This window comes from Pseudomonas helleri, assembly GCF_001043025.1.
GTDB lineage: Bacteria > Pseudomonadota > Gammaproteobacteria > Pseudomonadales > Pseudomonadaceae > Aquipseudomonas > Aquipseudomonas helleri.
The window spans coordinates 255,641-270,404 of record NZ_JYLD01000005.1; the positions used below are offsets into that span (position 1 = coordinate 255,641).

General features: G+C 58.0%; 14 protein-coding genes. 8 read left to right on the forward strand and 6 right to left on the reverse strand.

All coding sequences use genetic code 11. The features are described from left to right. Nucleotides 1–89 precede the first annotated feature (89 nt). Both TU84_RS10480 and TU84_RS10485 read left to right on the forward strand, forming a co-directional pair. A complete protein-coding gene (locus TU84_RS10480; protein WP_048368983.1) occupies nt 90–3,197 on the forward strand; it encodes an efflux RND transporter permease subunit in 3,108 nt (1,035 codons plus the stop codon). Further along, on the forward strand, nt 3,194–4,684 hold the full coding sequence (locus TU84_RS10485) for an efflux transporter outer membrane subunit (RefSeq protein WP_048368984.1): 1,491 nt from the start codon (nt 3,194–3,196) through the stop codon (nt 4,682–4,684). The genes TU84_RS10480 and TU84_RS10485 overlap by 4 nt, the downstream gene beginning before the upstream one ends. A 440-nt stretch (nt 4,685–5,124) precedes the next feature. Here TU84_RS10485 and TU84_RS10490 read toward each other — a convergent pair whose 3' ends face one another. The 3 genes from TU84_RS10490 to TU84_RS26045 form a co-directional block, all read right to left on the reverse strand. Continuing rightward, entirely contained in the window at nt 5,125–6,204 is a 1,080-nt protein-coding gene (locus tag TU84_RS10490; RefSeq protein ID WP_048368985.1) for a GGDEF domain-containing protein, read from the reverse strand. Nucleotides 6,205–6,348: 144 nt separating this feature from the next. Continuing rightward, entirely contained in the window at nt 6,349–7,065 is a 717-nt protein-coding gene (locus TU84_RS10495) for an HPP family protein (RefSeq protein WP_048368986.1), read from the reverse strand. 190 nt (nt 7,066–7,255) lie between these two features. Further along, nucleotides 7,256–7,525, reverse strand: coding sequence for a hypothetical protein (locus tag TU84_RS26045; protein ID WP_157403794.1), 270 nt, complete (start codon nt 7,523–7,525; stop codon nt 7,256–7,258). Nucleotides 7,526–8,184: 659 nt separating this feature from the next. On the opposite strand from TU84_RS26045, the gene TU84_RS10500 reads away from it, so the two are divergent. The 3 genes from TU84_RS10500 to TU84_RS10510 all read left to right on the forward strand — a co-directional run bounded on the left by TU84_RS10500 (nt 8,185) and on the right by TU84_RS10510 (nt 10,466). Continuing rightward, a complete protein-coding gene (locus TU84_RS10500; RefSeq protein ID WP_048368987.1) occupies nt 8,185–8,589 on the forward strand; it encodes a TraR/DksA family transcriptional regulator in 405 nt (134 codons plus the stop codon). A 189-nt stretch (nt 8,590–8,778) separates the two neighbouring features. After that, nucleotides 8,779–10,122, forward strand: coding sequence for a phospholipase effector Tle1 domain-containing protein (locus TU84_RS10505; RefSeq protein ID WP_048368988.1), 1,344 nt, complete (start codon nt 8,779–8,781; stop codon nt 10,120–10,122). Between the two features lie 125 nt (nt 10,123–10,247). Further along, nucleotides 10,248–10,466 (forward strand): hypothetical protein, encoded by a 219-nt coding sequence (locus tag TU84_RS10510; RefSeq protein ID WP_048368989.1) that lies wholly within the window; start codon nt 10,248–10,250, stop codon nt 10,464–10,466. Here the strand turns inward: TU84_RS10510 and TU84_RS10515 are convergent. Next, nucleotides 10,454–10,693: a DUF2789 family protein gene (locus tag TU84_RS10515; RefSeq protein WP_048368990.1), complete on the reverse strand. Its 240-nt coding sequence runs from the start codon at nt 10,691–10,693 to the stop codon at nt 10,454–10,456. The two genes, TU84_RS10510 and TU84_RS10515, sit on opposite strands and share 13 nt — an antisense overlap. 102 nt (nt 10,694–10,795) lie before the next feature. Further along, nucleotides 10,796–11,026 carry a hypothetical protein gene (locus TU84_RS10520; RefSeq protein WP_048368991.1) on the reverse strand — a complete coding sequence of 77 codons (231 nt, stop codon included), beginning with the start codon at nt 11,024–11,026 and terminating at the stop codon, nt 10,796–10,798. A gap of 468 nt (nt 11,027–11,494) precedes the next feature. Here TU84_RS10520 and TU84_RS10525 point away from each other — a divergent pair, with 468 nt between their 5' ends. Further along, nucleotides 11,495–11,965: a hypothetical protein gene (locus TU84_RS10525; protein ID WP_048368992.1), complete on the forward strand. Its 471-nt coding sequence runs from the start codon at nt 11,495–11,497 to the stop codon at nt 11,963–11,965. Then, complete coding sequence (locus tag TU84_RS10530) at nt 11,962–12,171, forward strand: hypothetical protein (RefSeq protein WP_048368993.1); 210 nt, start codon at nt 11,962–11,964, stop codon at nt 12,169–12,171. The genes TU84_RS10525 and TU84_RS10530 overlap by 4 nt, the downstream gene beginning before the upstream one ends. A 16-nt stretch (nt 12,172–12,187) precedes the next feature. Here the strand turns inward: TU84_RS10530 and TU84_RS10535 are convergent, their stop codons facing one another. Beyond that, nucleotides 12,188–13,714, reverse strand: coding sequence for an MFS transporter (locus TU84_RS10535; protein WP_048368994.1), 1,527 nt, complete (start codon nt 13,712–13,714; stop codon nt 12,188–12,190). Between the two features lie 162 nt (nt 13,715–13,876). Between TU84_RS10535 and TU84_RS10540 the strand changes: the two genes are divergently transcribed. Then, a complete protein-coding gene (locus TU84_RS10540; RefSeq protein ID WP_048368995.1) occupies nt 13,877–14,749 on the forward strand; it encodes a LysR family transcriptional regulator in 873 nt (290 codons plus the stop codon). The last annotated feature ends 15 nt before the right edge of the window (nt 14,750–14,764 follow it).

A 14,764-nucleotide genomic window follows, 5' to 3' on the forward strand; every position in this document is an offset into this window, starting at 1 on the left:
CAAGCTGCAAGAGAAAAGCAGACTCAACCTGCGTGCGGGCTCTTAGCTTCTAACTTGAAGCTTGAAGCTTGCAACTTGAGGCTGACCCTATGAACCTGTCCGGCCCGTTCATCAAGCGCCCGGTAGCGACCATGCTGTTGAGTCTGGCAATCATGTTGCTGGGCGGTGTGAGCTTTGGTTTGCTGCCGGTGTCGCCGCTGCCGCAAATGGATTTTCCGGTGATCGTGGTGTCTGCCAGCTTGCCGGGCGCCAGCCCCGAGGTGATGGCATCTACCGTGGCCACGCCGCTGGAGCGATCCTTTGGCGCGATTGCCGGGGTCAACACCATGAGCAGCCGCTCGAGCCAGGGCTCGACGCGGGTGATTTTGCAGTTCGATCAGGACCGCGACATCAATGGCGCGGCCCGTGAGGTGCAGGCGGCGATCAACGCCTCGCGTAACCTGTTGCCCAGCGGTATGCGCAGCATGCCGACCTACAAAAAAGTTAACCCGTCGCAAGCACCGATCATGGTGCTGTCGCTGACGTCCGATGTGTTGGCCAAGGGCGAGCTTTACGATCTGGCCTCGACCATCCTCTCGCAAAGCCTTTCGCAAGTGCCTGGGGTGGGCGAGGTGCAAATCGGCGGCAGTTCGTTGCCTGCCGTGCGTATCGAGCTGGAGCCGCAACTGCTTAACCAGTACGGCGTGGCGCTGGATGACGTGCGCAACACCATTGCCAACGCCAACGTTCGCCGGCCCAAGGGGGCTGTGTCGAATGACGAGCATAACTGGCAAATACAGGCCAATGACCAACTGGAAAAGGCCAAGGATTACGAGCCGCTGATCATCCGTTACCAGGACGGTGCGGCTTTGCGTCTGGGCCATGTGGCCAAGGTCCAGGACGGCGTTGAAGACCGCTACAACAGTGGTTTTTTCAACAACGATGCTGCGGTGTTGCTGGTGATCAACCGTCAGGCTGGCGCCAACATTATTGAAACCGTCAACGCGATCAAGGCCCAGTTGCCTGCTTTGCAGGCGGTCCTGCCGGCCAGCGTCAAACTGAACCTGGCCATGGACCGCTCCCCGGTCATCAAGGCCACGCTGCATGAAGCCGAGATGACCTTGCTGATTGCCGTGGCGCTGGTGATTCTGGTGGTGTTCCTGTTTCTCGGTAATTTTCGTGCGTCGCTGATCCCGACCCTGGCGGTGCCGGTGTCGCTGGTGGGTACTTTTGCCATCATGTACCTGTTCGGCTTTTCGCTGAACAACCTGTCGCTGATGGCCCTGATCCTGGCCACCGGGCTGGTGGTGGACGACGCCATCGTCGTGCTTGAGAACATCTCACGGCATATTGATGCCGGGATCTCGCCCATGAAGGCTGCATACCTGGGGGCCAAGGAAGTCGGCTTTACCTTGCTCTCAATGAACGTTTCGCTGGTGGCGGTGTTTTTGTCGATCCTGTTTATGGGCGGGATCATTGAAAGCTTGTTCAGGGAGTTTTCGATCACCCTGGCGGCGGCGATTGTGGTGTCGCTGGTGGTATCGCTGACCTTGACCCCGATGCTCTGCGCGCGCTGGCTCAAACCCCATGTGCCGGGCACTGAAAACGCCATGCAGCGCTGGAGCATCCGGCTTAACGACCGCATGGTGCTGGGCTATGCCCGCAGCCTGGATTGGGTCTTGCGGCACAAGCGCCTGACCCTGCTCAGCCTGTTGCTGACCATCGGCGTAAACGTTGCGCTGTACGTGGTGGTGCCCAAAACCTTTATGCCGCAGCAAGACACCGGGCAACTGATTGGCTTTGTGCGCGGCGATGATGGCCTGTCGTTCAGCGTGATGCAGCCCAAGATGGATATTTTCCGCCAGGCAGTGTTGGCAGATCCGGCAGTAGACAGCGTGGCGGGCTTTATTGGCGGCAACAGCGGCACCAATAACGCTGTGATGATCGTGCGGCTTAAACCGATCACTGAGCGCAAAATTTCTGCGCAAAAAGTTATCGAGCGTTTGCGTGAAAACATGCCCAAAGTGCCGGGCGGGCGCCTGATGCTAATGGCCGACCAGGACCTGCAATTTGGCGGTGGCCGTGAGCAAACCAGTTCCCAGTATTCTTACATCCTGCAAAGCGGCGACTTGGGTGAGTTACGCACCTGGTACCCCAAAGTGGTGGCTGCACTCAAGTCCCTGCCCGAACTCACTGCCATTGATGCCCGTGAAGGGCGGGGTGCGCAGCAAGTCACCTTGGTGGTAGATCGCGATCAGGCCAAACGCCTCGGGGTCGATATGGACATGGTCACTGCGGTGCTGAACAACGCCTACAGCCAGCGGCAGATTTCGACCATCTACGACAGCCTGAACCAGTATCAGGTGGTGATGGAGGTTAACCCCAAATACGCCCAGGATCCGCAAACCCTGGATCAGGTACAGGTCATTACGGCCGATGGTGCACGGATTCCGTTGTCGGCCATTGCTCACTACGAGAACAGTTTGCAAGACGACCGGGTTGAACATGAAGGCCAGTTTGCCTCTGAAACCATCTCCTTTGACATGGCCCCCGGCGTTTCACTGGAGCAGGGCACCGCAGCAATTGAACGCGAGATCGCCAAATTGGGCTTGCCCGAAGAAGTGATCGTGAAAATGGCCGGTACCGGCGATGCCTTTGCTGCCACGCAAAAGAGCCAGCCTTTCATGATTTTGGGCGCGCTGGTGGCGGTGTATCTGGTACTGGGCATTCTGTACGAGAGCTACATTCACCCGCTGACCATCCTCTCGACCTTACCGTCAGCGGGGGTCGGGGCGCTGTTGAGCATTTACCTCACGGGCGGTGAATTCAGCCTGATTTCGTTGCTCGGGATCTTCCTGCTGATCGGCGTGGTGAAGAAAAACGCCATCCTGATGATCGACCTGGCCCTGCAACTGGAACGGCATTCGGGGATGGGCCCGCAAGAGTCCATCCGCAGCGCCTGCCTGCAACGTTTGCGGCCGATCCTGATGACCACCTTGGCGGCCATCCTTGGCGCCTTGCCGTTGATGCTCAGCCATGCCGAAGGCGCCGAGATGCGCCAGCCCTTGGGCCTCACCATCATCGGCGGGCTGGTCTTCAGCCAGATCCTGACCCTTTACACCACCCCGGTGGTTTACCTCTATCTCGACCGTGCGCGCCATCGTTTCAACCAATGGCGTGGTGTGCGTACTGATGCTGCTCTGGAAACTCCGCTATGACCTCTCGTTTGCTTAACCTTGCTCCGGCTTTGTCGCCACAACGTTGGGCGCTCGCCCGTGGCTCGCGTCTGTTGGGCCTGGTGCTGACCGGCGTGCTGCTCAGCGCCTGTGCGGTGGGGCCGGATTACCAGCGCCCTGAACTGGCCGTGCCGCAGCAGTTCAACGCGGTTGATGGCTGGACCCAGGCCAACCCGAGCGATGCCCTGGAGCGGGGCGCCTGGTGGGAGTTGTACGCTGACCCGCAGCTCAACGCGCTGGTGGCCAAGCTCAACAGCAACAACCAGAGTGTTGCCCAGGCCGAGGCGCAATTTCGCCAAGCCCAGGCGCTGGTGCGCAATGCCCGTGGAGCCTTCTTGCCGAGTGCTGATTTAAGTGTGGGTAAAACCCGCTCCAGCCAGGGTACCGGCAGTTCCAACTCCAGCCTGACCAGTTCCAGCAGCGGTATTCGCGACACCTTGAACGCACAGGTCGGCGTCAGTTGGGAGGCTGATGTCTGGGGCAAATTGCGGCGCGGCCTTGAGGCCAATGAAGCCAGCGCCGAAGCCAGCTATGCCGACCTGGCAGCCATGCGCTTGAGCCAACAGTCGGAGCTGGTGCAGAACTACCTGCAACTGCGGGTGATTGATCAGCAGAAGCGTTTGTTGGAAGCGACCGTCGAGGCGTATGAGCGGTCGCTGAAAATGAGCGAAAACCAGTACCGCGCCGGGATCTCCGGCAAAGATGCGGTGGCGCAAGCGCAGACCCAATTGCGCAATACCCAGGCCAGCCTGATCGACCTGATCTGGCAACGTGCCCAGTTTGAAAACGCCATTGCGGTGCTCACCGGTCAACCGCCGACGGGCTTCAAACTGGCAGAAATCAACGACATCCCCAAGCTGCCGGCGATCCCGGTCAGCGTGCCTTCGCAACTACTTGAGCGGCGCCCGGACATTGCCTCGGCAGAGCGCTCGATTATTGCCGCCAACGCCAACATAGGCGTGGCCAAGGCAGCGTACTACCCGGACTTCAGCCTGAGCCTGTCGGGCGGCTACAGCAGCAGCCAGTATCAGGACTGGATCAGCGCGCCAAACCGGTTCTGGTCGGTGGGGCCAAAAATTTCATTGCCATTGTTTGATGGCGGCCAGCGTTCGGCCGAAGTGGACCGTAACGAAGCCGTGTATGACCAGACCGTGGCTAAATACCGTCAGACCGTGCTCGACGGTTTCCGTGAGGTGGAAAACTACAGGATCCAGTTGAAAGTGCTGGGTGATGAAACCGTGGTGCAAGAGCAGGCGCTGGAATCGGCCCGCGAATCACTTCGTCTGACCACCAATCAGTACAAGGCGGGTTTGATTGCGTATCTGGATGTCGTCAACGTTCAAACCACCGCCTTGAGCACCGAGCGCAGCGTCTTGAACCTGCTGCAAAGCCGCTTGATCGCCAGCGTGCAATTGATCGCCGCGCTGGGCGGTGGCTGGGACGGAAAAATGGAAGTGAGCGAGCGCTAGGGCCTGCTCAGGCTACGTCCGGCGTAGTCGCTGACGAGGCACGAAGGCTGCGAAAGATCAAAAGATCGCGGTGCACACAAATCCCGTAGCAGTTGACGAGATTTGCGAGGCTACGTCCGACCGTAGACGCTGACGAGGTGCGAAGGCTGCGAAAGATCAAAAGATCGCGAGGCAAGCTCGCTCCTACAGTTGGTGATTTACAAAGACCCCGTAGCAGTTGACGAGCTTTGCGAGGCTACGTCCGACCGTAGTCGCTGACGAGGTGCGAAGGCTGCGAAAGATCAAAAGATCGCGAGGCAAGCTCGCTCCTACAGTTGGTGATTTACAAAGACCCCGTAGCAGTTGACGAGCTTTGCGAGGCTACGTCCGGCGTAGTCGCTGACGAGGCACGAAGGCTGCGAAAAATTAAAGGATCGCGAGATTTAGTGCGTTCTGTAGCCTCAATCAGCATGAAACGTAAACCGGTCCTTGCCACTATTTTTGGACGCGTACAGCGCTTTGTCCGCCTTGGCCAGAGCCTGGTTGAGGGTGTCGTGGTCGTCAACCCGGGTCAGGCCGATGCTGATGGTCACCGGGTATTGATGCGGGTCTTCGCGCACCTGACGGCACAATGCATCCATCAGCACTTCAACGTCATCCCGGCGCACTCCTGAAACGTACACGGCAAACTCTTCCCCGCCCAGGCGCGCATATTCATAGCCCTGCACCACGGCTTTGATATTCGCCGCCGTGCGTTTGAGCACTTCGTCGCCAATATCATGGCCGTACAGGTCGTTCACTTTCTTGAAGTTGTCGATGTCGATCATCGCCAGGTAGTGATCGTGCTCACGGGGCCGGATGCCCAATTCGCTGCCAGCCCGCGCCATAAAGGATCGGCGGTTGGGGATCTCGGTCAGGGTGTCAATGTAGGCCTGCTCAATCAGCAGTTTGGACAGGGTGTAGTTGAGCAGTTTCACGCGGCGCAACTTGAAAAAACTGTAAGTCGTCAGGCAGGCCAGAAAAGAGTAATAGCAGAGGAGCATGCTGCCCCGCAGGTCCATTAACGATATTTCAGTCAGCACAAACGGGTTAAGTACTACCACGGTTATAGCCAGGGTGCTGATGAATGCCCAGCGGCTCAAGGGCAGGATCGAGGCGCAATACAGCATGCTTGAGGTCGCCAGGGTCAGCCACACGGCTTGCTCGGTCTCTGGCAGGCCCTCAACCAGCAAGCGTATGCCGATGCTGATCACCAGCACAAAGACCACGTTCAACAGGTTGAATTGTTGAGCCGTGCGCAGAAAGCCGATAAGAAGGGTGAGGCCGACCATGGTGGCGATGAACAGCATGGAAAGCCCGGTAAACCCCTGACCGCCCTTGGTGCTGACAATCAGGTCAAACATCAGCCAGATAATCGTGCTGGCGATATAGGTCAGGCTGCAAAACGTGCGCAGCTTCTCAAAGTCATGCTGGGCAAATTCAGCTTGCAGGGCGGGGGGCGCAGCCTGCCGGGAGACTTCGTTCTCGATGGTTCTGAGCATTGCGAGCCTTGATCACGTGGAGTGTGGGATCCGAGTGATCAACTGTGTGTGAACACAACCCGCCCGGACGACGCTTCAGTAACCCTAGCAGGAGTCTTCAGGTTTTCGACAGGCGCCGTATCAGGCATGAGGCTCGCTTATGCGCTAGGTGCTTTCGGCAAACACCTCGCGCACACTGCGTCGGCGCGCATTGTGCTCGCTGGCGCGTACCAGGGCTTCGAGGTCTTCGGGTGTCACGTCAATAAACGCGTCCATTTGTTCCATGGCTTTTTGCAAGTCCTCAGCCGTAATGCCGGCCTCTCCGGGGATATGCGGAGCCACAATGGCCGGTGCCGGTTCAGCATTTTTTTTAGGGTAACGCACGCGCGTCAGGTTGTTGTAGACCAATGCAGCCAGCAGCATGCACACAGCGCTGAGCATCACGGGGCCGAGCATCCCCCAGCCCAGGCGGGCGCTGTCCGGGTCTGCGAGAACTACCAGCAAGGCCAGTGCGCCTGCCGGTGGGTGCAGGCAGCGCAGCAGGCACATGATGAGCATCGCCAGGCCTACCGCCAGGCAGGCGCTGTCCAGATTGCGGCCGAAAAAATGCACCACGCCCAATGACACTACCGTTGCACACAGGTAGCCACCGACAATCGACCAGGGTTGCGCCAAGGCCCCGGAGGACACGGCAAACAGCAAAATGGCCGAGGCCCCCAAAGGGCCAATCAGGTGCATGGCCACGGGCAGGCCAAAGAACAGGCTACAGACCCAGACACACAGCAGTGTGCCCAGCGAGACGCCTATCGCAGCGCGGCTCCACTCGGTGGGGCGGGTATTCGTGGCCGCAGGCAACAGGCGGCTGATCCAGCTGTTTTGCATGGTGGGGAAATCCGGAATCTGGCAACGAAGGGATAAAAAAAGGGCCGTGCGGGTTTCCCGGCAAGCCCTTAAAAGTGTTCCTTTATTGGGGGAGGAACGTGCGCAGTGTGCTTGCGTCGTTTGCAATCCGCAAATTCATAATAATGATGCTTAACTGCATTTTTATTGAGCTAAGGCGCGCCTGTGCAGGCTACGGCAGTGTCGGTGCGCAGGCGGGAGAGTCCGAGGTTGATGATTTGCCCAGCACGCGGTCATACACGTCATTGCTCAGCAACTGCCTCTCAATCAGGACACGTAATCCGCAACTGTTGGCCAGCGGTACTTTTAGCAATAGCAGGGCATCGCGCAGTGTGCTCAATCGCTCCAGTTCGGGCAGGCTCACCGCGTGCTCTGGCAGAGGGATAATTGGCACACTTGGCGCCCGTGCGGGTTGATCGTCGGCAAACAAGGAATTTCTCATCACGTCGTACCCCTGAACAAAGGCTATTTATTATCTGGCAGTCGGTTCGGTTAAAGCGTTATGCGCTGGCGATACAAGCAGTGACATATCGATCATTTACTTGGCGTGGGATATGGGATTTGGTCGAGTGATTGTAAAGCGCGATTCCCGCGCAGTATTGTCAGGCAGTGCGTAACTACCAATAAGATTTACGGAGAAGTTTGTGGGATTTTTCAACCCAAGAAGCGGGAGACGTAGCGCGTTAAAGTCGCACGTAGAGATGACTGCAAACGTTCGCGTGTTGAGCCTGGGTCTTACTGATTTTTACTCTGATGTAACAATCCGAAGTATTTTCGGCTGAGGGTAAAAGGTCAGGGCTCGGCTGCTTGAGCGAGGCCTTTTTTCAAAGGGTGATGATTTTCAGCAGCACGATTGAATTTCTTGCTATAAACGCACTCCATTAGCCCCTCTGAACGGTTTTTTCGTCTCTTTCCACGTTTAGCTGGACAAATAGCTGTCATTTCAGTTGCTGACTCGATAAGTCGGCCTTAGACTGCCGCCCCTCGTAAATTGAGTGCCGGGTGGCGCTTGAGATAGATGGCACCTAACGGGTTTGGATAAAGAACGATCCGATCGCTCCCCATTTCGCCTTAATGCACGTATTTTTTATAGAGAAATCAATGACAAAGGAACAGTTGCTGGCCATGCCGGCGGATGACTACATGAATGCCGAGCAGCACTCTTTTTTCACTGAGTTGTTGCAAGGCATGAAGGTTGAAACCCACGAGCGCATCGAGCAAAACCGCATTGCGATCGAGAGCCTGGACACCCCTGCCGATCCTGCGGATGCCGCCTCGGTTGAAGAAGAACGTACGTGGCTGGTGAACGCAATCGATCGTGACCAGCGCATGCTGCCTCAGCTGGAACAAGCGCTGGAGCGCATCAAAGAAGACAGCTTCGGCTGGTGCGACGACAGCGGCGAGGCCATTGGCCTGAAGCGCCTGCTGATCAGCCCGACCACCAAGTACTGCATCGAAGCTCAAGAGCGTCACGAGCAAATCGACAAGCACCAGCGTCAAGCCTGAGTGCCTGACCTTGCCGGGGCCGCACGGCCCCGGTAGCTTTTGGGTTCTGCGAGCATTCGCTTTGCTGCCCGTCCCGCCTTGTAAAACCTTGTACAACAATCTCCGCGCGTTGAGTGGGTCCCTCCGGTGAAGCACCTTATAGTTGCGCGGCATTTTTACGCGTGGCCGATTTGAGCGAGGGTGAAATTCATGGGTGATTCAAGCAACACAAAACGCGTGTTGCGGGTGGGTGTGTTTTTTGATGGCACCGCCAATAACCAATTCAACAGTGCATCGGGTCAGGCCCGAATGGCGCAAGGGCTGAGGGTCGAGAGCGACAGCAGCTACGCCAACGCAACGACCAATATTGCCGCGCTGTACCAGCATTACCCGGCGCAACAGACTTTCGATACCGACGGCAACGCCGTGACGTCTCTCTATATTGGCGGTATAGGGACTACCACAGGCTCGGCGGATACGCGTTTTCCGGCCCAGACCTATGGCCGTGGCAGCAGCGGCGTAGTGGGCAAGGCAGAGCTGGCTTACGCGCAACTGCTCGAGTGCATGACGCATTTTATCCAGACCGCGCCAGCGGCTTCTTTGAGCCGGTTACAGCTGGATATTTTTGGATTCAGTCGTGGCGCGGCCGCCGCCCGGCACTTTGCCAACCTCGTCATCAGCGGATCCTTTAAGTCGCAGTTCAGCCTGGCCGCAGATTTTGAGTGCGAGATTGCCTTTATCGGCTTGTTCGATACTGTCGCCGCCATGGGTGGGCTGGCAGACGGCGGCGATATCAGTGACGACATCAACCCCGGCCTTAACCTGTACCTGAGCCCTGGCTGTGCGAAGTATGTTGTGCAGTTGGCTGCACGTGATGAGCAGCGGCGCAATTTTGCGCTCAACAGCATCGCTGGGCAGTGGCCCATGGAAATCGCCGTCCCCGGCGCGCATGCCGATGTGGGGGGCGGGTATCCGGCGTTGATGTCCGAGCAGGTGTTTTTGACGCGCTGGCAAACCAATCTGGTCAGCCCGTCCACACCCATCAACCTGACCCACGCTTGGCAGCGCGCGAGTGCAGAACTGACACAGTGGCAGGCCCGGGACGTGTTGGACCCCGCTGACCCGGATCGCCTGCTGCAAGTGCGCAGTGATTCACGCCGCCAGGGCAGCCGCGAAGACCCCATGCAACAAGTACTGGCCGCAGTGTTTATGCAACGCCGGGTATTCGGTGATTTGGCGCGGGTGTACCTGCGCATCATGCACAGCCTGGCGTGCGAGCAGGGCGTGCCGCTCAAGCCATTGACCGAGGCTGCTTGCGCACTGCCTGACGAACTGCTGCCCATTGAAGCAAGTCTTCAGGCGCAAGTGCGTCTTGGCGCTATCGATCTGAGCGATGAGCAAGAGCGGGTTTTACGTCAGCGCTACATCCACCAATCGGCCAATTGGAATGCCTCGGTGGGTTCGGGAGAAGGGATTATCGATCAGGCTTTTTTCAATCGACCGCAGGAAGGCGGGCGCTTCATCTATGAGCAAAAGGCCCCTGTATTCGGGTAAGCGTACAGCGGGATTGTTACAGGTCATGCAATGCATCTATTCGGTACATAGCTTTTTCCGCTGTCACGGAAGCACTAACATAGCCGGCATCGTTAGGAGACTAACTAATTAGCGGAGTGACCCTCATGACCAACCAGGTCGATGTAGCCGTGATGATTGGTAGCGGTGTTCCCAAAAGCTTGCGCGTTTTGGGCCAGAAGGCTTGCTGGGTAGTACTGGTGAATGGTGAGCAGCGGGGGACGGCGTTCTCAAGCCGGGTCGAAGCAGAAGAATGTCGCACGGCGTGGTTGGCGCAACTGGGCGCCAACCTTGGCACACGGCTAGAGCACGCTCAGCGTGCTTGATGCAGGCGTTCGTTGAGTTCGTCGATAACAATGGCCCAGTGATCGTCAGCGGCGATTTTTTCTTTTAGAAACTGCGATTGAGCCGCGGTCCAGAAAGGCGCATCGGCCAGTTTGACGTCTTCAGCCAGTGTCGGGGTCTTGAGAAAAAACGCGTCGATCGACGCTTGATCAGCATCCAGACCCAGTTGTTCAAACAACGCTTGCAGGGTGACAGGGGTATCGTCCATGTTCATTTCCTTGAGTGGGTGCTCAGCTTTGAGGCCTGCGAGAGCAAAGAGTTCGAGGCCAAGCCTAGAATAGAAACATGAAACGTGTTGTTTAAAGTGCGTTTAAGCGTTGAGAGCGCCCGCGTCGACGGCTTCTTTTAGTTGCCGGGCAGATTCCATGCCGGCTATTTTTGCCAGTTCGGCGGTCTTGAACCAACGGTCCTTTTCAACCTGGTAGTAACTGACTTTGGTCAAAGGTGGTTTTGGGCGCATCACGATCACTGCCTGAAACTCTCCGTCGACATCTTTGACGTCACCACGGATGAAATACTCGCCAATATCAAATTCCGTCACGTGTCATGATTCCTTGCAAGTAATGGAGTACAGACAACCTGGCGGCATGGGCCAGGCCAATTTTTCGCGCCAGTATGGCAGCAGTTGGCGGGTTGTGGCGCAGTTAACGCATCGGTGCGACGAAAGCCCTGTTGAATATGGGGCCAATCAGGCAGAAAATAAGCCGTTGGCAAAATTGGGAACAGGATGTGTATACCCATTCCTGTGCCTGAGTCGGTAGAATAGCCGCCCAACTGAGTACAAACCGCTGTGCGCGAGCACATGCCCTGGTTAATTTCCTTCAAGTTCTGGCGCCTTTTTGTCAGGGCAACCCAGGCGGGAATCCATTACTTTTACGTCACAGGCCATCCCTGACCCCAGCCGTCAGTTGAATTTCCCGTACTCGGTTTTTAAGTGGGCGGGTGAGGCCTTTTTTGCTGCCTGCCTTTTAGCAGGCAGATTCATTTTTTTGTTATTGAGGGCTTTTCGTTGGCAGTCAGCAATTTGGAGATGCACGCTTTATTTGTGTTGGGTGACTTGCGGGCCCGGTTGGTCAAATTGTTCCAGTCGCGCTTTGTATACGTCACCGAACAAACGGCAGAAGGTATTTACATCGCTGAAATCGATACCGAAACAGCGTTGGTGGTAGACGACAAACCGGGCCTGAAACTCAAGGTTGGCGATCATTTCAGTGCCGCCGTCATGCCGAGCCGTGAAGGCGGCAAGCTGGACATCAAGTTTCGTGAAATCAAAATGACGGTGTATGGCATTGGTGACTATGCCTACGTCAAGTCGCCCTTAGGTGAAGGTATTGTTTTCAAAGAGGGCCAAACCGTGATGCTGGTGTTTGCGGCCACCGAGCAACTCGAAGCTGGCCTGAGCAAAACCTTGAAGGCGGTTACCACCAAGGCGGCCAAATGGCGCAAGGGTGAGCTGACCTTCAAGGCCAGCAAAGAGTGACGCTGACGCGCAGCGAGTTTCATCAGCAGCACCTTGAGCAGGCCCAGGCCAAGGCTGCCGAGCTATTTGCCCGGCGCACGGACCTCAAAGGCGCCTGGCTGGGCTGGGTGGCGGGGCAACTGTACAGTTTGAGCCCCGCCGAATATGCCAGCATGGTTCGCCGCGAACTGCAGCGCTTGCAGGAAGGTATGCCAGCATCACCATGAGCGGGGCGAAGCCTTTTCAGGTGGCAACGACAAACCGTGGTATCGGTTTACGCATCAGGGTACCCACCAGCAGTGCGCCCAACAGCGCAAGCAACCCGGCCACCCACAGCAGAGTACTGAAGCCTGCCACAAACGCCTGGGTCGCCAGTGGTTGAATCTGCGCTTGTGCCGCCAGCGGCAACTGGCTGAGCGCCCCTGACATGTCGCCGGCGACCACCCGTGAAGCAATAAAGTGGCTTTGTTCCAGCCAGGGGCTCGCCACCTGTGCAAGGCTGGCTTGCAAGTTTTGCTCGGTGTGCCCGCCCAGCAAGGTGCCGTACACGCCGATCGCCAACACGATGGCGCTAAAGCGCATGGTGGTGCTCATGCCGGACGCCATGCCCACCCGGTCTCGCGGGACGCAGGCCATGATGTTTTTTTGCGTGTCGCCGTTCAGCAGCCCGGCACCCGCGCCAGTCACAGCGGTGGCCAGGGCGAAACTCAGGTAGCCGCCATAACCCACGGCCCAGGCGCTCAGCAAGTTGCCACAGCCCACCAGGGTCAGCCCCAGAGCCATCATGCTCGCCGGGGTGTAGCGTGATGCCATGCGCGCGCCAATTCGTGGGCAGATCAACATGGTCAGGGCAAACGGCAGCATGCCCAACCCCGAGAGAATGGCCGTGAGGCCCAGCCCGTTTTGCAGGTAAAACGGCAGCAAGGTCATCATCACCTGAGCACACCCGGCATAGGCAAACATGCCCAGCAATGCGCCGATAAACCGCGGGTGACGGAACAGTTGCAGGTCGATCATCGGCCGTTTTTGCACCGACTCGATCCACACAAACAGCGCCAGCAGCAAGGCGCCGCCGCACAGGCGGGCATAGGTCAGCGGGTTATCCCAGCCAATCCGGTTGGCTTCGATCAGGCCCCAGATCAGGCACAGCAAGCTGGCGCTGAAGGCCAGGCTGCCCCAAGGATCGAGGCGTGCTGACTGCGGATCGCGGGATTCGCTGATGGCGTGGCGCACCAGCGCCATCAGTACCAGGCCGACCGGCAAGTTGAGGTAGAAAATCCAGCGCCAGCCCAGGTACTCGGTGATCAGCCCACCCAAGGTTGGCGCTGCGGTCATGGCCACCCCCATGCACGCGCCCCAAAACGCCCAGGCCTTGGCCCGTTCAACTTCATCATGGAAGGCATGCCCGATGGAGGCCAGCGCCGAGGTCAGCAGCAACGCCGCTCCAACGCCTTTTACTGCGCGGGCGATTTCCAGCAGCAGGCTATTGGGCGCTGCCCCGCAAGCCAGTGACGCGAGGATGAAAATACACAGGCCCCAGATCAGGGTGGTTTTGCGGCCAATGCGGTCGGCAATGCTCCCGGCCGGCAGCAGCAAGGCGGCAAACGCCAGCATATACGCGCTGACCACCCATTCGATGTCGACAAAGTTGGCGCCCAGATCACGGGCGATGGTGGGCAGGGTGACCGCGACGATATTGGTGTCGAGCACGATCAATGAACACACCCCGCTGGCAGTCAGCAGGGTCAGACGTGGGCTTACTGTTTTCATGGGCGTTGCCCTGTGCCAACCAAGGGCGTTACTTTGTGAGTAATCAAGTTGACGGACATGTGCGAGTCTCTCTCATATGGCGGTGTCAACAGGGTATCGCTGCGCTGGCTGAGTTGCGTTAGCTGGCTGCTCGAACTTCATTACCTTTGAGCTAATGCTGCTATGGAAATACGCCACTTTCGCTACTTTCTGGCCGTTGCACAGCACTGCAATTTCACCCGCGCCGCTGAAGTGCTGGGCATTGCACCGCCGACCCTGAGCCGACAAATCCAGGACCTTGAAAACGCCCTGGGGGTGCGCTTGTTTGTGCGCGAGCAGCGTCAGGTCAGCCTGACCGAGGCGGGGCAGGCGCTGTTGCCTGAAGCCGATGCCACTGTGCGCCAGTTCGAGCTTGCACAGCGGCATGCGCAACGGGCCGGACGCGGCGAGACCGGGCATATCGAACTGGGCTATGTGGCCTCGGCGGTGTATTCAGGCATCTTGCAGCGCCAGGTCAAGGCTTACGCCGATGAGTCCTCAGAAGTCAGCTTGAGCGTGCGCGAAGCGCCGATGGCCAGTTTGCCGACGATGGTGGCCGAAGGGCGTTTTGACCTGGGCTATGTGCGCTCACCGATGGCGCTGCCCCCGGAACTGGAAGCCATTCGTCTGAACAGCGAAGGGTTTGTCTTGGCGATAGCCGCCGACGCGTGGCTCACTCGCCTCAAGCACATCAGCGCCGAGCATTTGCAGCACGAGACCTTCATCTTGCCCGAGCAGATCAGCGGCACATTGCACGTGGCGGCCCAAGGAGGCTATGCCCCTAAACTGGGTGCGCAGCCCGGCGGGCTGGTGGCTGTCATCGCTTTGGTGTCTTTGAACCGGGGCGTGGCGGTGGTGCCGGCCTCGGTGGTGGGGCATATCAGCCTGCCGAATGTGCTGTACCGGACTATCGAAGGGTGTGACGCAACCTCCTGGTTGTCGTTGATCTATCGCCGATTTGAAAAGTCCGCGGCAGTCGTGCGTTATATAGACAAGGTCAAGCATGAAGCGGGTTAGCATTTGCGTGCGTTC